Origin of the sequence: Salimicrobium jeotgali (genome assembly GCF_001685435.2) — a bacterium.
Lineage (GTDB): Bacteria > Bacillota > Bacilli > Bacillales > Halobacillaceae > Salimicrobium > Salimicrobium album.
Map to the genome: position 1 here is coordinate 2,461,132 of NZ_CP011361.2, position 20,217 is coordinate 2,481,348.

At 48.5% G+C, this 20,217-nt stretch carries 20 protein-coding genes; 4 read left to right on the top strand and 16 right to left on the bottom strand.

The window, feature by feature from the left end:
- Positions 1 to 6: 6 nt before the first annotated feature.
- Positions 7 to 2,379 (bottom strand): heavy metal translocating P-type ATPase, encoded by a 2,373-nt coding sequence (locus AAV35_RS12370; protein WP_008591147.1) that lies wholly within the window; start codon positions 2,377 to 2,379, stop codon positions 7 to 9.
- Between the two features lie 12 nt (positions 2,380 to 2,391).
- The gene (locus AAV35_RS12375) at positions 2,392 to 2,703 is read right to left on the bottom strand and encodes a metal-sensing transcriptional repressor (protein WP_008591145.1); all 312 of its coding nucleotides are present in this window, start codon (positions 2,701 to 2,703) and stop codon (positions 2,392 to 2,394) included.
- 148 nt (positions 2,704 to 2,851) lie between these two features.
- Here AAV35_RS12375 and AAV35_RS12380 point away from each other — a divergent pair, with 148 nt between their 5' ends.
- Both AAV35_RS12380 and AAV35_RS12385 read left to right on the top strand, forming a co-directional pair.
- On the top strand, positions 2,852 to 3,508 hold the full coding sequence (locus AAV35_RS12380) for a DUF4396 domain-containing protein (RefSeq protein WP_008591142.1): 657 nt from the start codon (positions 2,852 to 2,854) through the stop codon (positions 3,506 to 3,508).
- Positions 3,509 to 3,619: 111 nt separating this feature from the next.
- Positions 3,620 to 3,883, top strand: coding sequence for a hypothetical protein (locus tag AAV35_RS12385; RefSeq protein WP_008591140.1), 264 nt, complete (start codon positions 3,620 to 3,622; stop codon positions 3,881 to 3,883).
- Positions 3,884 to 4,283: 400 nt separating this feature from the next.
- Here AAV35_RS12385 and dhaM read toward each other — a convergent pair whose 3' ends face one another.
- Genes dhaM through dhaK form a run of 3 tightly spaced genes read right to left on the bottom strand, consistent with a single transcriptional unit; the run spans position 4,284 to position 6,301 of the window.
- Positions 4,284 to 4,667 carry a dihydroxyacetone kinase phosphoryl donor subunit DhaM gene (gene dhaM, locus AAV35_RS12390; protein ID WP_008591138.1) on the bottom strand — a complete coding sequence of 128 codons (384 nt, stop codon included), beginning with the start codon at positions 4,665 to 4,667 and terminating at the stop codon, positions 4,284 to 4,286.
- 3 nt (positions 4,668 to 4,670) lie between these two features.
- On the bottom strand, positions 4,671 to 5,291 hold the full coding sequence (dhaL, locus tag AAV35_RS12395) for a dihydroxyacetone kinase subunit DhaL (RefSeq protein ID WP_008591136.1): 621 nt from the start codon (positions 5,289 to 5,291) through the stop codon (positions 4,671 to 4,673).
- A 14-nt stretch (positions 5,292 to 5,305) separates the two neighbouring features.
- Positions 5,306 to 6,301 (bottom strand): dihydroxyacetone kinase subunit DhaK, encoded by a 996-nt coding sequence (gene dhaK / locus AAV35_RS12400; protein WP_008591133.1) that lies wholly within the window; start codon positions 6,299 to 6,301, stop codon positions 5,306 to 5,308.
- Between the two features lie 465 nt (positions 6,302 to 6,766).
- On the opposite strand from dhaK, the gene AAV35_RS12405 reads away from it, so the two are divergent.
- Positions 6,767 to 7,396: a response regulator gene (locus AAV35_RS12405; RefSeq protein ID WP_008591131.1), complete on the top strand. Its 630-nt coding sequence runs from the start codon at positions 6,767 to 6,769 to the stop codon at positions 7,394 to 7,396.
- 454 nt (positions 7,397 to 7,850) lie between these two features.
- Here the strand turns inward: AAV35_RS12405 and AAV35_RS12415 are convergent, their stop codons facing one another.
- Positions 7,851 to 8,081: a hypothetical protein gene (locus AAV35_RS12415; RefSeq protein ID WP_040609591.1), complete on the bottom strand. Its 231-nt coding sequence runs from the start codon at positions 8,079 to 8,081 to the stop codon at positions 7,851 to 7,853.
- Positions 8,082 to 8,278: 197 nt separating this feature from the next.
- Here AAV35_RS12415 and AAV35_RS12420 point away from each other — a divergent pair, with 197 nt between their 5' ends.
- Positions 8,279 to 9,232, top strand: coding sequence for a sodium:calcium antiporter (locus tag AAV35_RS12420; RefSeq protein ID WP_008591127.1), 954 nt, complete (start codon positions 8,279 to 8,281; stop codon positions 9,230 to 9,232).
- A gap of 76 nt (positions 9,233 to 9,308) precedes the next feature.
- Here the strand turns inward: AAV35_RS12420 and AAV35_RS12425 are convergent, their stop codons facing one another.
- The 10 genes from AAV35_RS12425 to sigW form a co-directional block, all read right to left on the bottom strand.
- Positions 9,309 to 9,665 (bottom strand): DUF4870 domain-containing protein, encoded by a 357-nt coding sequence (locus AAV35_RS12425; protein ID WP_008591125.1) that lies wholly within the window; start codon positions 9,663 to 9,665, stop codon positions 9,309 to 9,311.
- A gap of 82 nt (positions 9,666 to 9,747) precedes the next feature.
- The gene (locus AAV35_RS12430; RefSeq protein WP_008591123.1) at positions 9,748 to 11,106 is read right to left on the bottom strand and encodes a hypothetical protein; all 1,359 of its coding nucleotides are present in this window, start codon (positions 11,104 to 11,106) and stop codon (positions 9,748 to 9,750) included.
- Between the two features lie 107 nt (positions 11,107 to 11,213).
- On the bottom strand, positions 11,214 to 11,969 hold the full coding sequence (locus AAV35_RS12435) for a DeoR/GlpR family DNA-binding transcription regulator (protein WP_008591121.1): 756 nt from the start codon (positions 11,967 to 11,969) through the stop codon (positions 11,214 to 11,216).
- A gap of 65 nt (positions 11,970 to 12,034) precedes the next feature.
- On the bottom strand, positions 12,035 to 13,171 hold the full coding sequence (locus AAV35_RS12440; protein WP_008591120.1) for a thiolase family protein: 1,137 nt from the start codon (positions 13,169 to 13,171) through the stop codon (positions 12,035 to 12,037).
- A 151-nt stretch (positions 13,172 to 13,322) separates the two neighbouring features.
- Complete coding sequence (gene glmS / locus AAV35_RS12445) at positions 13,323 to 15,125, bottom strand: glutamine--fructose-6-phosphate transaminase (isomerizing) (RefSeq protein WP_008591117.1); 1,803 nt, start codon at positions 15,123 to 15,125, stop codon at positions 13,323 to 13,325.
- A gap of 630 nt (positions 15,126 to 15,755) precedes the next feature.
- The gene (gene glmM / locus AAV35_RS12450; RefSeq protein ID WP_008591113.1) at positions 15,756 to 17,099 is read right to left on the bottom strand and encodes a phosphoglucosamine mutase; all 1,344 of its coding nucleotides are present in this window, start codon (positions 17,097 to 17,099) and stop codon (positions 15,756 to 15,758) included.
- An 18-nt stretch (positions 17,100 to 17,117) separates the two neighbouring features.
- Positions 17,118 to 18,077, bottom strand: a complete 960-nt coding sequence (locus AAV35_RS12455) for a CdaR family protein (protein WP_008591111.1) — start codon at positions 18,075 to 18,077, stop codon at positions 17,118 to 17,120.
- Positions 18,070 to 18,888 carry a diadenylate cyclase CdaA gene (gene cdaA / locus AAV35_RS12460; RefSeq protein ID WP_008591109.1) on the bottom strand — a complete coding sequence of 273 codons (819 nt, stop codon included), beginning with the start codon at positions 18,886 to 18,888 and terminating at the stop codon, positions 18,070 to 18,072. The genes AAV35_RS12455 and cdaA overlap by 8 nt, the downstream gene beginning before the upstream one ends.
- Positions 18,889 to 18,979: 91 nt before the next feature.
- Positions 18,980 to 19,636 (bottom strand): zf-HC2 domain-containing protein, encoded by a 657-nt coding sequence (locus AAV35_RS12465; RefSeq protein WP_008591107.1) that lies wholly within the window; start codon positions 19,634 to 19,636, stop codon positions 18,980 to 18,982.
- Positions 19,637 to 19,649: 13 nt separating this feature from the next.
- Positions 19,650 to 20,213, bottom strand: coding sequence for an RNA polymerase sigma factor SigW (sigW, locus tag AAV35_RS12470; RefSeq protein WP_008591105.1), 564 nt, complete (start codon positions 20,211 to 20,213; stop codon positions 19,650 to 19,652).
- Positions 20,214 to 20,217 lie beyond the last annotated feature (4 nt).

A 20,217-nucleotide genomic window follows, 5' to 3' on the forward strand; every position in this document is an offset into this window, starting at 1 on the left:
AAATGATTAAGCGACTTTTTTTCTTCTCAGTCTCAGCGAGTTGGAAACGACGCTGACAGAACTGAAGGCCATAGCCGCACCTGCCAACCACGGTGCCAGAAGGCCGAGAGCCGCAATCGGAATACCTGCCGAGTTGTAAAACAGTGCCCAGAACAGGTTCTGTCTAATATTCTGCATAGTCAGGTTACTCAAATCGACGGCTTTGGAAAGCAGTTCCAGGTCGCCTCCGAGGATAGTCAGATCCGCCGTTTCGATGGCAACGTCCGTACCGGTGCCGATAGCTATTCCTATATCCGCTGCTGCAAGTGCCGGAGCATCGTTAATGCCGTCTCCTACCATTGCAACATGTCTTCCTTCTTTTTGCAATTGTTCCACGTGAAACGCTTTCTCTTCCGGAACGACTTCAGCGATAACTGTATCTATACCTACCTGACGGGCGATGGCCTGAGCCGTTTTTTCATTGTCCCCCGTCAGCATGACAAGATGGATGTTTTTATCGTGCAGTTTCTTCAGAGCGCTTTCCGCTTCCGGCTTCACCTGGTCGGCCACTGCAATGATACCTCGAACCTCGCCGTCCAGTTCTACGAACATAACCGTTTTTGCTTCTTCTTCCCAACGGGCTGCCTGTTCTTCATAATCTGCAGTACCTTCTTCCATCCACTTCTTCGTTCCCACGCGTACTGTCTTTCCGGCAACGGTCGCCCGGATACCTGCCCCGGGGATCGCTTCGAAATTCTCTACAGGTTTCCTGTCGATATCTTTCCGGTAAGCAGTAATCGCTTCGGCAAGCGGATGTTCGGAATAGGATTCTGCACTGATCAGATACTCAATCGCTTCTTCATCCAGTTCAATATCCGTAACTTCCGGTTCACCTTTCGTAATCGTACCCGTTTTATCAAAGACGATCGTGTCCAGTTTGTGTGTCGATTCGAGATGCTCGCCTCCTTTGTACAATATCCCCATCTCGGCACCTTTACCCGTGCCTACCATGATGGAGGTAGGAGTGGCGAGCCCGAGCGCACAGGGACAGGCGATAACGAGCACTGCAATAGATGCTTCAAGCGCAAGCGGCAGATCTCCCGGGGCTACGATACCGAACCACACCCCGAAAGCGACGACCGCAATCCCTACAACGATAGGGACGAAATAACCGGAAATCACGTCTGCCATCCGCTGAATCGGAGCTTTGGACCCCTGTGCCTGTTCGACGACCCGGATAATTCCGGCGAGAGCCGTGTCTTCCCCGACTTTTTTCGCCTTCATTTTGACCGTTCCATTTTTGTTGATGGTGGAACCGGTCAACGTTTCGCCTGCCGATTTACCGACCGGGAGAGCTTCCCCGGTCAGCATGGACTCGTCTACAGAAGTCTCCCCTTCGACCACGATACCGTCGACGGGTATTTTTTCGCCTGGACGAACGAGCACGATGTCGTCCACCTGCACCTGGTCCACCGGAACCTGCACCGTTTCTCCGTCTCTTACGACCGATGCTTCTTTTGCCTGAAGCTCCAGCAGTCCGGAAATTGCCTGAGTCGTTCTTCCTTTGGCAATTGCTTCAAAATATTTACCGAGTAAAATAAGTGTAATCAATACGGCACTCGTTTCGAAATACAGATGAGGCTCATACCCCGGATTACCGATGGTACGTATTCCTTCCACTACACTGTAGAAGTAAGCGGCGCTCGTACCGAGGGCTACGAGAACGTCCATGTTCGCTGACTTATTGCGTAAGTTGTTGTAAGCGCCCCGGTAAAATGTCCACCCGATAACGAACTGTACAGGAGTAGCAAGCGCCATCTGGAACCACGGATTCATCAGCAGAGCCGGAAGCTGCATACCGAATAAATGAGCGAACATAGTCAGAAGTAACGGAGCCGAGAGAAGACCTGAAACGATAAGCTTCTGCTTCTGCTTCGTTATTTCTTTTTCTTTATTGGACTGTTTCTCTTCTTCGGAAGCACGGAGGGCTGCATCATAACCCAGCTTTTTGATTTTAGCTATCATGTCATCTACGGACAAAGCCCCTGGACGATATTCGATCGTCCCTGTCTCATTAGCCAGGTTTACCGTTGCATTTTCCACCCCATCCGCCTTATTCAGCACTTTCTCGATACGATTGGAACAGGCGGCACATGTCATTCCGCTAATATCCAACTCTACCGTATCTTTTTCGACTCCGTATCCGAGTTTCTCAATACGTGCTTCAATATCGTCCATATTCACACTTGAAGCATCATAGTCGATACTCGCCTTTTCCATAGGAAGGTTTACCTGGGCGTTCACACCCTCCATTTTGTTCAGTGACTTTTCAATTCTTGTAGAACAGGCAGCGCACGTCATCCCGGTGACTCCGAGATTCACATGTTTTTCTTCACTCATCATTCCACCTCCTTATTTCCCGAACTGTTTCATCACTTTCATAAGTTCGTCTATGGCTTCTTCTCCCTCCCCTTTCTTAATGGCGTCCGCTACGCAGTGATGCGTGTGGCGTTCCATGAGAGAATGCCCGACTTTGTTCAGGGCGCTGTCGATAGCAGATATCTGCACAAGAATATCTACACAGTATCTGTCGTCTTCCACCATCTTCTGAATACCGCGTACCTGCCCTTCGATCCTTTTTAATCTATTCAATACTTTCGCTTTTTCATCTTCCGTACGTGGAGTTACAGGTTCTTTACCGCTCTGTACAGGTAATTCTTCCATAACAACTCCCTCCTTTACTTAATATAATACCCCGTATAGGTATATTTTTCAACTGAATCGCTTATTCTTTCCTTTAAAAATAACGTTATTTCATCACCGTTTAAAATATACGGCGTATGGGTATCAAAAAAAGCAAGGAGGAATATTTATGCTTACAATAATCTCATGGATCGCCCTCGGTATCGGGTTGCTATCTTCATTGATCATTGCTGTCGATGTATACAGACATCCGCAGATGATGAAAATTATGAACGTGGTATGGCCCATCAACGGATGGTTCTTCGGTCCATTCGCTTTATGGACGTATTACCGCTGGGGCCGTCTGAAAGCGAAAGATAACGAAAGGAAAGACGAGCGGGGAAAAGCAGCTAAAGTTTTCCTCTCCACCAGTCACTGCTCGGCCGGGTGCACTCTCGGGGATGCGGTCGGAGTTCCGATTGTAGCCGTCACAGGAGCGGCGATTGCAGGCTCTACCCTATTCGCTCACTACGCTGTGGAATTTATTTTAGCTTATGGATTCGGAATTGTTTTTCAGTATTTAGCTATTCATCCTATGAGTGAAAATAATACGACGATGGACTCACTGAAAGCCTCGGTCAAAGCAGACTCGCTATCTCTGATCGCCTTTGAGATCGGAATGTTCGGATGGATGGCCATCGTACACTATCTTCTTTTCACGGAACCCCCTGTTCCTACAGAAGCCACCTACTGGTTCATGATGCAGATAGCCATGATTCTCGGGTTTATCACCAGCTATCCGGCTAACTGGTGGCTCGTTCGGAAAGGAATTAAGGAAGAAATGTAGTTTTTTTCTTTTTTTTCAAAATAAAATGTACGTATTTGAGTTGTATTTTATCAGAATATTTCGTAAAATCTTATTTATAACTTAAATTCGAGACGAAAAAGGAGAGATTTTATGACATCTCAACAATTGCACACTCTATACTACACTTGCCCGGTCTGCGAAGGCTCCGGGAAATATACCGAATACGATGACGGAAAGGCAAGTATGCTTGCTGCCCACTATTTCGAAGTAACGGATAAGCAGGCGGAGGAAGTATGGGCCCAGGCTTTTAATGAAACAAGCTACGAAATCGACTGCACTGCCTGTCACGGCACGGGCACCCGTCTGAACGCCGAAGGACAGGAAATGTATCAATTCCTGCAGCAACATGCCTAAAAGAAAAGCGGAGCCATTCGCTTAGAAGTTCTAAGATAAGCAGGTACTCCGGGCTTCGGGTGCTCTGGCCCGAAACAGGAGGGCCGGCTTATCTTACGGACTTCTGAATGGCGGAGCTGGACACAAAGAAAAGCGAAAGCGTCCGTTCAGAAATGAGGGCATAAGCAGACCGGTCACGTGAAAGGTGGCTTTTCCTTTCACTGATCCGAGCTGCTTGTGACATGAATTTCTGGACGCTGCAGCTGGATCAAGAAAAGCGGAACCGCCCGTTTAGAAGTTCTGGGCTAAGCTGGAGGCTCTTCACCGAAAATAAGTTTACTGCTTCGGACACTGCTTTCCATATTAAAAAAACAGGCTCCATCCAAAAATTATCAATGGATGGAGCCTGTTTTGATTTTGTTTATTCCAGACGAAAGCTTTTCCGCAAGGAAGCTATTATCTCCTCTGCAGATTTACCCATTCCTGCTTCAACAGCCGCCACATACCCGCCTTCCACAAGGGGGATGTCTTCCGCTACGTGGCATCTTTCTGTCTCCGTCAATTCTACGGCCATTTCAGCATTCATACCGGCACTTCCGATGTCATACAAAAGCAGAACACCGTTTCCATCGTCCGCTTCTTCCACAGCCTGCTGGATCTTAGGGGCGCTGGTGCCGATACCACCTTCCTCGGTGCCTCCGGCAGGCACAACCTTCACATTCTTAACTGCCTCCGCAATGATATCCCGGGTACCTTCGGCCACTTTGGGACTGTGAGAAATCAGTACGATTCCTGTATTCGCCATCGTTTATTCTCCTTCCTTCCAAACATCTGCCAGTGCCTGGAATAAATAGAAGGAGGAAGTGGAACCGGGATCGATGTGACCTTTGGAACGATCCTGCAGGTAAGCGGCTCTTCCTTTTGTGGCTACCGTATCCTTCGTACCTTCCATCGCCTGTTCCGCTACTTCCACTAATTTCCCGGCGTTGACGTTTTGTCCGTTCTTCAGGAAATCTGCAACAGGATGCCATACGTCGATCATAGTTTTTTCTCCCTGCTCCGCTTTCCCGCGCTGTTTCATTCCATTCAGAGCTTCTTCCACGGCCTCTGCGAAATCAGCCTGAGTTACGGACGGCTTATCTCTCAGAAGCATGGACATTTTCAGAAAAGCAGTTCCGTATAAGGGACCGGATGCGCCCCCGATTTTTGACATAAGGACAGTGGCGGTATCCTTGAACACCCCTCCGACCGTTTCATACTCCGAACTGCTGACTTTGGCTTCCGCTTCCTGGAAACCCCGGGACATGTTCAGACCGTGATCACCGTCTCCAATAGCCTGGTCCAGTTCCGTAAGATACTCTTTATTCGATTGTATAAGGGTGTTCGTTTTCCCCACCCACGTTACTGCCTGTTCCGCTGTCATTACCATCATTTCAAAACCTCCTATCTGTGAAACGCAGGGGCTGCTGCCTCTGCATCAAGCAACTGTTTTATTTCTTCATCGACTTTCATCAGTGTTATGGAAAAACCGGCCATTTCAAGGGAAGTCATATATTCCCCGACAAACGTATGGGTGACGTTTATGCCTTTCTCGCGCAGCTTACTGTGTACGTAGCGGTTTACTATGAACAGTTCGGATTCTGGAGTCGCTCCGAGACCGTTAACCATGACCGCTACTTCCGATTTATCGAAATCAACGCTGTCTTCCAGAACTTTTTGAAGCAGTTCTTCGGCAATGTCATCAGCAGGAGCAATCTTTTCCCGCTTCGTCCCCGGTTCGCCGTGTATACCGATTCCTACTTCCATCTCGTCATCTTCCAGTTGAAAATTAGGTTTCCCTGCCCCGGGGATGGTACACGGAGACAGAGCGACTCCCATGGATCTCGTGTTAGCTACCACTTTTTCAGCTGCTTCTTTCACCTCTTTAAGAGATCCTCCGGCTGCTGCTTTAGCTCCGGCTATTTTATGGACAAAAACTGTCCCTGCAATCCCCCGGCGACCGGTAGTGAAAGAGCTGTCCTCCACAGCGACGTCATCATTGACGACTACCTGCTCAACAGAAATACCTTCCGCTTCTGCCATCTCTCTTGCCATTTCAAAGTTCATAACGTCACCGGTGTAGTTTTTGATGACCAGAAAAACGCCCTGCCCGCTATCTACGGCACGTATTGCTTCTATCACCTGATCCGGCGTCGGAGAAGTAAACATTTCCCCTGCCACTGCCGCATCAAGCATACCGCGCCCAATATAACCGGCGTGCGCAGGCTCGTGGCCACTGCCCCCTCCGCTTACAATTGCAACCTTACCTGCGACCGGTGCATCCTTTCTTACGAGCACCGTCGTATCCTCCAGGTTTCTTACCTGTTCCGGGTAAGCCAGCGTCATCCCCTCAAGCATTTCCCTGACTACATTCTCAGGGTTGTTAATCACTTTTTTCATAAACGATTTCCCCTTTCCGGTTGTTAAAAAAACACACGACAATCTAAGGTATACTTAACGATTGTCGTGTGGTCTCCACTTCTGTCACACTTTTTAACTTATACATTTACTTTATATCCACTTGCAAACGGTGTCAAACATCAGGGCGTGGTAAAAAAATCCAAAAAAAGACCCTTCCCTGATGAATATTGAGAAAGGTCAAACTCCCACTCTCCCGTTAAAATAGCTGAAGCGTTTCTGAACGAAGAAACGACTCTCCCACAAGTCTTCCGTTCAGTGTATTTATTATAATGGTTTTTTCTAGTAAATATAACCTATTTAGGGTAGAATATGACTAGGTATTACAAAAATTGTGACAATTAAATGAAAATACTTTCCTTTCTTCCGTGAAGTCCCGCCAAGGACATAATGAACTTTATCATGCTCCACTTGAAACCTAAAAAGAAAGTAAAGGGAGAGGTATGTATGAAACCGATTCGCATACTGGTTGCTGACGATCATGCTGTCATTCGCGATGGTTTCCACACGATTTTGTCTACGGATAAAGATATGGAGGTTACGGCCGTGGCGAAAGATGGAGCGGAAGCACTGGAACAATTGAAACAATATGCTCCCGATGTTGCCCTTATCGACTGGGATATGCCCGGTATGAATGGCTTGAAAGTTATGCAAAAGGCTATAGCGGAGGGAATCGGTTCAAGTTTCGTCATCCTCTCCTCCTACCACGACGATCATTTAGCTATTGAAGCTTTCAAAAAGGGTGCGAACGGTTTTTTATTGAAAAACAAGGAAGCCGAGAACATCATTTTGACCGTAAAAGGCTGTGCTAAAGGAAAGCTCATTTTCCCTGCCGAATCCGCAGCGGGCCTCCGCCGTTCCCTGATCATTAAACACAATAATATTTTCTCCTCTCTCTCCGAAGCTGAAGATGAGGTTCTTGCGTGTGTAGCCGAAGGAATGAAAAATAAAGAAATCGCCGAAACCCTTTATTTGTCGGAAGGAACCGTACGAAACTATATAAGCTCCCTGTACAAAAAACTTAAAGTAAAAACCCGAAGTGAAGCGATATCTCTGTACAAATCCCGGCATTATTAAAAGAAAAGCGGAGCCGTTCGCTTAGAAGTTCTAAGATAAGCAGGTACTCCGGGCTTCGGGTGCTCTATCCCGAAACAGGAGGGCCAGCTTATCTTACGGACTTCTGAATGGCGGAGCTGGATCATGAAAAGCGGAAGCGTCCGTTCAGAAATGAGGGCACAAGCAGACCGGTCACGTGAAAGGTGATCTTTCCTTTCACTGATCCGAGCTGCTTGGGACGTGAATGTCTGGACGCTGCAGCTGGATCATGAAAAGCGGACCCACCCGGTTAGAAGTTCCGGGCTAAGCCGGAGGTTCGCTTTTCAGGTGTCCTTTCCTGAAAAAGAAACTACGGCTTGGACCGTGGACTTCTGGGTGGTGCAGCTGGACACAATGAAAAGCGGAAACTTCCGGGTAAAATTTCCGGATCGAGGCAGATTAGACATACAAGCAGAAAAAAGCGTACCCCCGTTCATCAGACAGGGAGTACTCTTTCTTTGATTTCCTGTAAGACCTCGTCATATCTTTCTGGTTCAAGCATCAAATCAGGGCTCCAAAAAGTCTCCATCCATTTCACAAGCTCTTCTTTTGAATTGAAAACTTCACCGCTTCGATCGAAATTCTGAATCATATACCTGCCGTTATCCTCATCCGACACCACTAAACAGGGAAGGGCACATTCCGTCGTCATGAACTCGTACTCCATGTCACCACCTCCTGCAGGCTCTTTCTTTATAATATACCCGTTTCTGGAAATTTGAATCCCCGGGAAGAGCCTCTCCCCCGTAACCCTCGTTTTATTTTTCACGAAATCGGCTCTTTTCCGCTCCCTAATAAATTGACGCTCCTTTTCCCCTTCGCTATAGTTAGGAATAGTTATTTCTACAATGCAGGAGGGTCAACATGAATTTCGTCATATTCACTGCGGCTGCGATAGTCGTCATTTTTGCAGCGATTCAATTAAACAAATACGGAGACGTCATCTCCCAGAAATCCACGTGGAGCGGGGCTATGGTGGGTACCCTGCTTATAGGCGGGGCCACTTCTCTGCCTGAACTGACCACCAGTCTGACTGCCGTATACATCGATAATGCCGACATAGCCGTCGGAAATATGCTCGGGAGTAACGTGTTCAACGTCCTCATCCTCATGATTTTCGATTTTATTTATCGGAAACGGAAGGTTTTCAATACCGTAGAGCAGAGCACCCATCTCCCCGTCGCGTATACGGGTCTTGTGATGACGGCTCTCATTTCTGCCGCACTTCTGTGGCGGGATGCACCGGAACTGTTCAACGTGGGTATCGAAATGTATCTGCTCGTCGCCATCTACATTGTTGTAATGAAGACATCGGGGAACCCGGAAGAAGAGGCGGACGAGCCGACCTCTCCCATTACCTTGAAGCAGGGAGTGACCCGCTTCATCATAGCGGCTCTGGTCGTTTTTGTGGCAGGTAGTGCTCTCGCTGTCTATGGGGATCTGATTGCCAAGGAAACCGGAATGAACGCAAGTTTCGTCGGGAGCTTTCTGATCGCCGCTTCCACGTCACTTCCTGAACTGGTGACTGTGCTGGCTGCTTTCCGAATTATGAACTACTCGCTCGCCATAGGGTCGATTCTTGGCAGTAACCTTTTCAATCTTCAGCTGCTTGTCATCACCGACATTTTCTACAGAAAAGAAGCTATTCTGAACGTTGCCGATCCTTCTAACATTACTGTTGCCCTGCTTGGTCTTGTAATGATCGCCCTTACCATCTTCGCGCTGCAACGTACAGCCGTTAAGCGTGTCGGGGCCTACGCCATACCTTCTGCCGTAACTATTATTCTGTACTTTGCAGCTTCTTATATCATGTTTTGAAATGCAGGCAAAAAAACAAACGCGTTTTCCGAAAGGCACACTTTGGAAAACGCGTTTTTGTATTAGTCCGAAATGATTACTTTATCTTTTTAACCTGACCTTCCGCCATATCCCCGACTACCGGGAGATGATAACGTTCTTTGTTATAGGCTTTGTACATCAGGAAAACCCACAAAACCAGAGAAACGGGTGAAATCAGAAGACTGATAAGCCAGCCGATGAGAGGGATCATTCCGACGACAAGTCCGAGGATGAAAATACCCCCGAAAACGATAGTCGACTGCATGGCATGGAAGCGGATAAAGGAACTTTCTTTCTCGATAAGCAGAAAAATGATTCCAGTAATGAACCCGAGTAGATACGTCAGGAGACCGCCGATGTTCTCTTCAAGACCAGTGGAGGAAGATGCCGGGGGACGTGTGTCATTCGCCATTGTTTTAACTCCTCTCCTTTTGGAAACTTGAAATAACTGAATTTTCAAAATATATGTTTATTATACACCATTTTTTTTCTTCTCACAAGGAAAGTTTCCGAATCTGCTTCTCCAATTCCCGGTAGGAGGCCGCCTCTTTCTCTTTTCCCAGTTCTTTATAAATTTTAGCCAGCCACTGGACCGGCCCGATTTTTTCCGGAGACATTTCGGAAGCGTACTGAAAGCATTCCAGCGCTTTTTCCTTCCAGTCGAATTCGTAATACAAAGCTCCTAGTTCTTCCATACGGTCGAGGTCTTCCTCCCACATTTCCATAAAGGATAACTTTTCTTTCAGTTCCTCCGCTTCGGCCTCCGCCCTACTGTCGAGTATGTCTCTGATTTCCCCGGGCGAGTAATGAGGAAGAGTGTTGCGGATAAGAGCTTTGAGCAGGGGAATTTCCTCTTTCGTATCATGTTTTAAAATTTCCTGGAGAAAGCTCCCCCACGCCGAAAGGGAGGTCAGACCCGTTTTTTCTGAAAGGAGTACGTCTTCCACCATCCCGCGTTCCCGAATGCCTAAAGCCATCTCCTGTCTCCCCGTCAGCAGAAACGCATCATTCAGCCTTTGGGCCGCTAAGTACCCTGAAAAAAGCAGCTGTTTCACTTCCCCGTCCTCCGGCGAAAGTTCCAGAGCATGCTCGAGTATACGGAGCCGCTCTCCCGGAGAGAAATCAGATTCCAACTTGAATTCATATTTGCCCGGTACGATGGGTTTTTCCTGCCTCAGGAGAAGGCGAAAAGCTGTAATTTCGAGTGGGGTTTCACTTGGCAACATGGACAGTAAAGATTCATCACGATTATGGAAGAGGTATTTTTCAGCATACAAAGGATCTTTTTCCCACAGCTGTTCCGCGGGGAGATCGTAGATTTCTTCGAATTTCTGAAACTGAAGATCATGGGAGAGTTCTTTTACGAAGCGATGGCGGGGAGCGAAATCCATCAGCAGCCGTATAATCCGATAGGAATGGAACATTTTTCCCTGACGGCGGACTTCATAAAAAAGAGTTTTGATTTCCTGGAGAAGTTTCTTTTTCGGAAGGAAGGATTCCAGAAAAGTAAGGATATACGCCTGCTCCTGATTCGTATACTTACCGGAGAGGTGCTGGAGCAGTGAATTATACGTGGAGGCCGGAAAACGGCCACTGATGTTCAAATGATCGATCAGCGGGTGCGGAGCTTCGCATACCAGACCGTGACGGAAAGCACGACCGATGAACGAATTGTATTTTATCTTTTTTGCCTGAACGGCTGTTACATACTGTTCTTTGTAGAAAAACAGATAGTACATACTCCTGCCCTGCACTGCTTCCACTATTTGAGCACGTTCATAATATACGGCTCTCAAGGGTTCTATGACACGCTTATCCTTATTTTGAGAAAGAATCCATTCCTGTTCATTCATTATTGAAACCTCCCTTGACTTTGCTACACAATAACACATTCACTTTCATCTATACAAAAAAAGACCGGCCGTTACGCCCCAGAAAAGGTTACGCCGGCCGGACCCGCTCACGTGGCGACTATCCACTCCACGTTATATTCATCAAACACGTCCTTCATGAAAGAAGAAGGCTCCCTGTCTGTAAGAACCTTATCCACTCCTTCGAGGGATGAGAACGTGTAAAACCCCCGTTTTTCCAGTTTGGAATGATCAGCTACTACAATCACTTCGTCCGCTCGTTTCATCATCATTTTCTTCACGTAACCATCTTCCTCATGATAACTGGACAGACCTTCTTCAGAAATCCCGAACGTCCCGACAAACAGCTTATCCGCATAAAATTCTTCCAGTTTTGCAAGTACCGAAGGACCGTAAAGAAACCGCTGTTCTTTATTCAACTGACCACCCAGAAGATTGATATCGGCGTTCGTTTCGGCCAGAAGCTCCGCTGCATAAATGGAGTTGGTGACAGCTGCGAACCGGAGGACGTCAATGAAGGCGGAAATGGCCTGCACAGTCGTAGACGTATCAAAAATGATCGAGTCCCCTTCCCGGATGAGGGAGGCGGCAGCCCGGGCGATTTTTTTCTTTTCTGCACTGAACTTCTGAAGTCTGGCTGTATAATCCATGCGTTCCTTCCCGGATTTCGGGAGGATGGCTCCCCCGTGCATTCGGGTGACCTCTCCGCGCTCCGCCAGTTTTACAAGATCTCTTCGGGCAGTATCCCGGGACACCTGGAAAGAAGAACATATTTCTTCCAGGCGGACTCTCCCCTGTTCACGGATCATTACTATAATTCCTTCCAGCCGTTCTTCCTGATACATAGCATCACCTTTAAGCATTTATAAGTGATTGTAAGTCATTTTAAGTGTTTATGCAATAGAAAACGTTATAGGCGTTCGATAATAGTGGCGTTCGCTGTTCCCCCGCCTTCACATATAGCAAGTAATCCGTATCTGCCTCCCGTCCGTTCCAGGCGGTGCAGCAGCGTCGTCATAAGTTTCGTACCCGTAGCCCCGAGCGGATGCCCGAGAGCGATAGCCCCTCCGTCTTCGTTCAGCCTTCCGGGATCGGCTTTCGTATCCTCCAGCCAGGCCAGCGGCACGGAAGCGAAAGCTTCATTCACTTCATACGTATCCATATCTCCGATCGTCATCCCTGCCTTTTTCAGTACTTTCTCCGTAGCCGGGATAGGGCCTGTAAGCATCAGTGTCGGGTCAGATCCTGCAACGCTTCTTGCTATAATCCTTGCTCTCGGTTTCAACCCAAGCTCTTCCGCCTTCTCCCGGGACATAAGAAGTACAGCGGAGGCTCCGTCGCTCATCTGACTGGCATTCCCCGCTGTTATTACCCCGTCTTCGGTAAAAACGGGAGAAAGCCCGTTCAGCACTTCCGTGGTGGAACCTTCCCGCGGCCCTTCATCTCTGTTGAATACAGCTCCATCTTCCAGCTCCAGAGGAAGGATCTCTTTATCGAATCTCCCGTTCTCCTGGGCCAGAAGCGCCCGTTCGTGACTCGCGGCAGCGAAGGAATCCAGGTCGTTTCTTGAAAAACCCCATTTCGCAGCAATTTTTTCTGCCGAGATTCCCTGATTCACTATTTCATATCTATCCGTCAGCATGGGACTGGGAGCGACATCCCGGTAATTGGAAAACATCGGTTCCCGGGTCATACTTTCTACGCCTCCGGCGATGACGACATCCATATCCCCGCTCATAATAGCCTGCGAGGCGAAATGAACCGCCTGCTGACTGGATCCGCACTGGCGGTCGATGGTGACTCCGGGTACGGTAACGGGAAACCCTGCCATCAGACTCGCATTTCTCGCCACATTCCCCGCCTGTTCTCCGGTCTGTGTGACGGCTCCCAGTATGACGTCGTCCACTTCCTCCGGCAGTACTCCGGACCGCTCCATCAGCCCTTCAAGTGTCCTGGCCGCCAGTTCGTCCGCCCGAATATTGCCGAGACTCCCTTTCCTTTTTCCGACAGCTGTCCGCAGAGCTTCCACGATAACTACTTCTCTCATGATAACTTCCTCCTTTTTCCTGCTTTTCTTTATAATTCGTCATCGACGCGTGCGCACCTTCTTTTTTTTATGAGGAAAAGTCTTCATAAGATATTGACTGCCTATATAAAACCCCCGCTATTCTCCTCGGAAAATAGCGGGGGTTTGTCTATTATTCTACTGTTACACTCTTCGCAAGGTTTCTCGGTTTGTCTACGTCACAGTCACGGTGAAGAGCTGCATAATAAGCGATCAACTGCAGCGGAATCACGGTAGCAAGCGGAGTCAGCAGATCGTGTACCTTCGGAATAGCGAATTCGTCGCCTTCTTCCTCGATACCTTTCATACTGATTGTGAGAGTGTTCGCCCCGCGGGCCTCTACTTCCTGCACGTTGCCGCGGATCGACGGACTGACGCTTTCCTGAGTCGCAAGGGCGATCACCGGAGTCCCTTCTTCGATCAAAGCAATCGTTCCGTGCTTCAGTTCTCCCCCGGCGAAGCCTTCCGCCTGAATGTAGGAGATCTCTTTCAGCTTAAGAGCACCTTCCACACCGACGTAATGATCGATACTGCGTCCGATGAAGAAGCAGTTGCGTGTTGTGGAGAGGTATTCCCGAGTCAGATTCTCAAGTTCTTCTTTCTGGTCTGTCAATGCTTCCATAGCGTTCGCTGCAATGCCGAGCTCCTGCATAGGATCGAATTCAAGCTCGATACCTTTGGCACGGGCAGTGTCAACCGCAAGGATGGCAAGGACGGCTATTTGAGCCGTATATGCTTTCGTGGACGCTACAGCGATCTCAGGCCCCGCATGCAGATGAAGCGTGTAATCCGCTTCACGGGAAAGGGTGGAGCCCGGAACGTTCGTAAGCGTCAGTGCCGGATGACCTAGTTTCTTCGTCTGAACGAGCACAGAACGACTGTCCGCCGTCTCTCCGCTCTGGGAGATGAAGACGAAAAGCGGTTTCTCGGACAGAAGCGGCATGTTGTAGGAGAATTCACTCGCTACGTGGACCTCCGTCGGAATGCCGGATATCTTCTCCAGGAACTGCTTGCCTACAAGGCCGGCGTGATAGCTCGTTCCTGCAGCAATTATATAAATACGGTCGCATTCTTTCATTGCTTCGCGCACTTCCGGATCAAGCTTGATGCGGTCGTCTTCATCCTGATACTCCTGAATGATTTTACGGATGACAAACGGCTGTTCGTCGACTTCTTTCAGCATAAAGTGAGGGTACGTTCCTTTTTCGATATCCATCGAATCGATTTCTGCGGTGAAGGATTCTCTTTCGACCTCTGTGCCGTCAAGTTTCTCAACAGTCACGTCTTCCCGTTTCACGATCACAATTTCCTTATCCATAAGTTCCATGAATTCGTTTGTAGCCTGAAGACCGGCCATGGAGTCACTGACGACCATGTTGAAACCGTCGCCCAGGCCTACGAGAAGCGGGCTCTTGTTTTTTGCGACGTAAATCGTATCTTCGTCCCGGCTATCGATAAGAGCCAGGGCGTAGGAACCGCTCAGAAGTTCAACCGCCTGACGGAACGCTTCTTTCGTATTGTCAGTCTTACGATGAAGCAGTTCAATCAGCTGTACGATGATTTCTGTATCTGTTTCACTCTTCAGCTCAACGTCTCCGAGGTACTCTTTACGGATCTGGTTATAGTTCTCAATCACACCATTATGAACGATAGTGAAGCGTCCGGAGTCGCTCTGGTGAGGGTGGGCATTCTCTTTGCTCGGCGCTCCGTGCGTCGCCCAGCGTGTGTGGCCTATACCGAGAGACGCTTTCACGTTCGGGTCCACTTCTTCACGCAAAGCGGCAATTCTGCCCTTTACTTTAAAAACGTGCAGCTCTTCACCCGATAACGTGGCGATACCTGCCGAGTCATACCCGCGATATTCCAATTTCTGAAGACCTTCGAGCAAAATGTCCTTCGTGTCATCCTTACCAATATATCCTACAATACCACACATTGTGATGTCCTCCTCTAATAAGGAGCAGTCACCACCACCAGGGGCGAGACTGCCCCTTTCCCTGTTATTTTTGAACATTTTGTCCCTGCGCGTTGGACGAAGAGTCGCCTCTACGGTTTAGCACAGAAACAGTCGGTTGAAATGTCGGCAACCGGGAGGTATCCGCCGAATGATCTCGATGAACCTCCACCTCGTCAACTGCAGATAAAAACGTCCTGATCTGCAGTCCTGGCGCTTTACATTAATTACCCCTCACTGCTCCTTTCTCTTCTATAATGAATAGGCACCTTGTTCATTTAACCATTTTTTCCTCAATTAAACATATAAGTGCAACACTCTTATTCTACTCGAGGATAAAATGAAACGTCAATCTTTTTTACGTAAAAGCGCAGAAGTTACGACTAGGGCGTTACGTGCCGGTGAGAAACGGATGAGGGCTCCGGAGGTAACGATTCTCCCGCAATCGTTACCCCGGACCGTCACTCTTGACGCCGGATATAAAGATGAAACAGTTATACTTCCCCCTCAGGCAAGCAAAAGCAGTGCGAAAGTAATGCAACCCGGCGTTCCAGCCTAAAAAAAGCAGCGCGGACGTTGTTTCCGTCCACGCTGCTTCTCTAAATACTATCCTTACATTCCGAGCTCCTCTTCGACTACTTCGACTACTCTCTTCACGTAGGCTTCACATTCCTCTTCCGCAGGAGCCTCAGCCATAATACGGACGAGCGGCTCGGTGCCGGAAGGACGGACGAGAACACGTCCACTGTCGCCCATTTCGTTTTCCACTTCCGCAATTTTTTCCTGGATCCGGTCGTTTGTAAAGACCGCTTTTTTATCTGTCACTCTAACGTTCTTAAGGACCTGAGGGAATTTCTTCATTTCCTGGGCCAGGACCGAAAGTGGCTTGCCGGTGTCCCGGACCACGTTTACCAGCTGCAGAGCGGAAAGGATGCCGTCCCCTGTAGTATTATGGTCGAGGAAAATAATATGGCCGGACTGCTCCCCGCCTAAATTATAGTCGCCTTTGCGCATCTCTTCCATAACGTAACGGTCGCCGACGGCCGTCTTGTCACTCTTGATCCCTACTTTTTCGAGTGCCTTGTAGAACCCGAGATTGCTCATTACGGTCGAAACGACGGTGGATTTGTTGAGCATCATCTGTTCATTCATGAATTTCGCACAAATATACATGATGCGGTCGCCATCCACGAGCTGCCCTTTCTCATCTACCGCAATCAGACGATCTCCGTCTCCGTCAAAGGCGAGTCCGATATCTGCTTTCTTCTCCTTCACCAGTTCCTGAAGTGCTTCCGGACTGGTAGACCCACAGCCTTCGTTGATGTTCAGCCCGTCCGGGGTGGAACCTATAGAGGAGATCTCCGCTTCCAGGTCCGCAAACAGATGGGAAGCGATGGAGGACGTGGCCCCGTTCGCACAGTCGATAGCGATGTGCAAGCCGTCAAAGTCGTGATCCACCGTCTTCTTCATATGCTGCATATACTTCTGGACCCCTTCGAAATAGTCATTGATCTGACCGAGGTCGCTGCCGGATGGACGTGGCAGTTCATCTTCCTCCGCATCAATCAATGCTTCAATCTCTTCTTCCTGTTTATCCGAAAGTTTAAAGCCGTCCGAACCGAAAAACTTGATGCCATTATCTTCCACCGGATTATGGGAAGCCGAAATCATGATTCCCGCTTCCGCCTGCATAGCTTTCGTCAAATAAGCGACCCCAGGTGTGGAGATGACTCCGAGACGCATAACTTCTGCTCCGATGGAGAGCAGACCGGCGGCAAGAGCTCCTTCGAACATCTCTCCGGATATCCGGGTATCTCTCCCGATCAGTACTTTCGGTTTCTCCTGCCCTTTCGTAAGCGCATAACCGCCAAACCTTCCCAATTTGAATGCAAATTCCGGGGTCAATTCCTTGTTTGCGACTCCTCGCACCCCGTCTGTGCCAAAATATTTGCCCATGACTCTGTCCCTCGCTTCCTACTCGTTTGTAATTTCGATTTTTACTTCCACTGTCTCGGGTTCGATGGAGACCACGCCGTTTGGAACTTCCAATTCCACATCCTTACTGGTGGTTTCATCGAGACCCTCTGTATCAACAATACTTCCACTTACCTGATTGATATCATCAAGAACCTCTTTCGGCCCGTAAATAGTCGCCTTCTCGACAGATGAGGTGATTTTATCCACCTTCACACCGTCTTTCACCTCTCCTTCAGCCCGAAAGGCTACAGGTACTTCTTTTTTACTGCGGGATACAGGAACGTCGACAGTCACCGAAGCCGGTTCCACAATCACATTCAGTTCGTTCCCTTCCTCATCATATACTTTAACGGGTGTCTCTCTCTTCTCTATCGAAGTGTCCACACCTGCCAGGTTAACGATCGATTTCACGACCGCCACCTCCGAGAGGACAGAAGCCGCTCCCGTCACTTCCACAGTGGAAGGGTTGATATCAGCTTCCCCTACTTCGAATTCACTTCCCATCTGGCTTTCATTTATAAAATCCGCACTTATATTATGTGTCTCGCTCATCCGGCGTTCTATCGTCACTTCGACGGTTTTGGGTTCCACGTTTACCTGCACCTGATTCGAAATTCCGGAGTGCTGGATACGCACCTCATGAACGCCTGCGCCGAGACCGTTCAATTCCACGTAAAGGGAAAAATTCTGCTGACGGGCAGCCGGAGCGACCTGACTCGTAGGACCTTCAAGCATAACGTCGGCGACCTGCGGTACGCCGGTCACTACAAGTTCCTCGTCCTCAAGCTTAATATCCACCGGCACGTTTTCCGCCATTTCTTTATCCGTAGAACTTCCGTTCAGAAAATTCGGGTCTGTCCCCTCCGTGCTCTCTTCACTCACGGAAGCCCACATGAGGATGGCGAGGAACAGGGAAAGAATTCTTATAAACCACGTGCTGCGTAACCATTTATCCATTCTTCTTCCCCCTCCAGTTCCACGATTTATTTGCAGGGGTCTTCGAGGTCACATCAAGAGCGGAGTGCAGTACTTTTCTAAGAGATTCCTCATCCAGATTCCGCTGCAGTTCTCCGTTGACCGTACAGGACATATTCCCGGTTTCTTCGGACACAATAATGGTCAGGGCATCGGTCACCTCGCTGATCCCCATCGCCGCACGGTGTCTGGTACCAAGTTCCTTGGAGATAAAGGGGCTTTCCGATAGCGGCAAATAACAGGCGGCCGCCACAATTTTATTGCTCTTCAGTATGACCGCCCCGTCATGAAGCGGAGTGTTCGGTATGAAGATATTTGTAAGCAGTTCGTTCGTCAGTTCTCCGTGCACCGGGATACCGGTTTCCACGTAATCTCCCATACCTGTTTCTCTTTCAATGGTAATCAGTGCCCCGATACGACGTTTTGCCATATAGTTGCATGACTTAAGTATTGCTTCGACGGAACGTTCTGTGTTTTCCTCCTCCGCCGAGCTTCTGCTGAAGAAACTTCCTCGTCCCAACTGTTCCAGCGCCCGCCTGAGTTCAGGTTGGAACAATATGATAATAGCAAGAAAACCCCAGGCGATCGCCTGCGACATAAGCTCCCGTAATGTCGTAAGTCCAAACAGGTTACTGAGCAGCCAAATTCCAAGGATGAGAAACACACCTTTTAACAGTTGAACAGCTTTCGTTCCTTGAATAAGCATAATCAGCTTATATATGATGAACCAGACCAGGGCTATGTCGATGGCGATTACGATATAATCGAATAACGTATGAGCCTCACCAAACATGCCGACACTTCCTTCTGTATGAATATCGATCTCAGAAACTTTTTTAATTATATCATATTTGCCATTTCAAAAGAAAAGAATCACCGGGGTGTTATTCCGGTGATTCCTCTCCCATGGAAAAAACTTCTTCTGCAAAGTTTCTTACGTGGTACCACATCCATTCGAATACCTGGTTCACGTAATTCAGCTCTCCACTCACGTAAGCCTGGAGTTCTTCGCCTTCCGTGGCTTCCCTGGAAGTGTCTCCTTCTATCAGCTGGCCGTTTATCAGTGTTACATCTCCGTCGACACGTCCCTGGACCTTCAGATCTCCGTTCCGTACCACCAGATCGCCTTCCACCGTAATATCTTCCGGAACGACTACCGTTCCTTCTTCGATGACCACACCTTCCTGCTTGGAAACCGTAACCTGATCTTCCTGGTTCCAGGCAGAAAAGATTCCGCTGGCCATAAGCAGCATAAAGACGGCTGCTGCCGAAACGAGAGGATGGTGGCGGAACCACTGGATCCACGTAGTACGCTTCCGGTTACGCGGCAGCTCACTCATCACCCTGTTCGTGAAGGATGAAGAGGCAGTGACTCCCGTCTTATCTGAAGCCAGCGTATCCGCTCTTTTCAGTTCATGAAAATGTTCCTGACATTCCTCACATCGCTGCAGATGGTTCCCGAGGATCCTCTGCTCCTCTTCTGTCAGCGACTCATCCAGATATTTATGCATCAAGTATATCATGTCGTTATCACACTTCATCTATTTTCACCCCTTACACATTCCGAAGCTTTTTACGTAAAATTTCTCTGCCGCGGTGAATTCTCGTTTTCACCGTTCCAACCGGCATATCAAGTACTTCAGCTATTTCCTGAAGGGATAATTCTTCGAGAAACCGTAAAACAATAACACTTCGGTATATCGGAGGGAGAGCGGTTATTTCTCTCTGTATATATCCCCGCAGCTCAAGGTTCTCCACCTGTTCCTCCGGCAAAGCCTCATCCGTCGCCAACTGGTCATGCATACTCAGACCGTCTGTCCCTTTTATATCAGCGTCGAGGTGATAATCGGGTTTTTTCTTTCTGATCCGGTCAATCGTCAAATTCGTCGCAATCCGGTACAGCCACGTAGAGAACTTTCGTTTTTCATCAAAGCTTTCGATGTTGGTGTAGGCCCGTATAAACGCTTCCTGAGCCAAATCCTCCGCTTCCTGGCTGTTGCCGATCATACGGAAGCATACGAAATACACTTTGTTTTGATAAAACGAGACAACGTCCTCAAACGCCTGTACGTTACCTTTTTTCACTTCTTTGATTCTTTCTGCTATGAAAGTTTCCATCTCA

Bases quoted from the DNA above. Each gene is read 5' to 3' on its own strand.
- AAV35_RS12370 (WP_008591147.1), bottom strand. From the start codon at position 2,379: ATGAGTGAAGAAAAACATGTGAATCTCGGAGTCACCGGGATGACGTGC.
- AAV35_RS12375 (WP_008591145.1), bottom strand. From the start codon at position 2,703: ATGGAAGAATTACCTGTACAGAGCGGTAAAGAACCTGTAACTCCACGT.
- AAV35_RS12380 (WP_008591142.1), top strand. From the start codon at position 2,852: ATGCTTACAATAATCTCATGGATCGCCCTCGGTATCGGGTTGCTATCT.
- AAV35_RS12385 (WP_008591140.1), top strand. From the start codon at position 3,620: ATGACATCTCAACAATTGCACACTCTATACTACACTTGCCCGGTCTGC.
- dhaM (WP_008591138.1), bottom strand. From the start codon at position 4,667: ATGGCGAATACAGGAATCGTACTGATTTCTCACAGTCCCAAAGTGGCC.
- dhaL (WP_008591136.1), bottom strand. From the start codon at position 5,291: ATGGTAATGACAGCGGAACAGGCAGTAACGTGGGTGGGGAAAACGAAC.
- dhaK (WP_008591133.1), bottom strand. From the start codon at position 6,301: ATGAAAAAAGTGATTAACAACCCTGAGAATGTAGTCAGGGAAATGCTT.
- AAV35_RS12405 (WP_008591131.1), top strand. From the start codon at position 6,767: ATGAAACCGATTCGCATACTGGTTGCTGACGATCATGCTGTCATTCGC.
- AAV35_RS12415 (WP_040609591.1), bottom strand. From the start codon at position 8,081: ATGGAGTACGAGTTCATGACGACGGAATGTGCCCTTCCCTGTTTAGTG.
- AAV35_RS12420 (WP_008591127.1), top strand. From the start codon at position 8,279: ATGAATTTCGTCATATTCACTGCGGCTGCGATAGTCGTCATTTTTGCA.
- AAV35_RS12425 (WP_008591125.1), bottom strand. From the start codon at position 9,665: ATGGCGAATGACACACGTCCCCCGGCATCTTCCTCCACTGGTCTTGAA.
- AAV35_RS12430 (WP_008591123.1), bottom strand. From the start codon at position 11,106: ATGAATGAACAGGAATGGATTCTTTCTCAAAATAAGGATAAGCGTGTC.
- AAV35_RS12435 (WP_008591121.1), bottom strand. From the start codon at position 11,969: ATGTATCAGGAAGAACGGCTGGAAGGAATTATAGTAATGATCCGTGAA.
- AAV35_RS12440 (WP_008591120.1), bottom strand. From the start codon at position 13,171: ATGAGAGAAGTAGTTATCGTGGAAGCTCTGCGGACAGCTGTCGGAAAA.
- glmS (WP_008591117.1), bottom strand. From the start codon at position 15,125: ATGTGTGGTATTGTAGGATATATTGGTAAGGATGACACGAAGGACATT.
- glmM (WP_008591113.1), bottom strand. From the start codon at position 17,099: ATGGGCAAATATTTTGGCACAGACGGGGTGCGAGGAGTCGCAAACAAG.
- AAV35_RS12455 (WP_008591111.1), bottom strand. From the start codon at position 18,077: ATGGATAAATGGTTACGCAGCACGTGGTTTATAAGAATTCTTTCCCTG.
- cdaA (WP_008591109.1), bottom strand. From the start codon at position 18,888: ATGTTTGGTGAGGCTCATACGTTATTCGATTATATCGTAATCGCCATC.
- AAV35_RS12465 (WP_008591107.1), bottom strand. From the start codon at position 19,636: ATGAAGTGTGATAACGACATGATATACTTGATGCATAAATATCTGGAT.
- sigW (WP_008591105.1), bottom strand. From the start codon at position 20,213: ATGGAAACTTTCATAGCAGAAAGAATCAAAGAAGTGAAAAAAGGTAAC.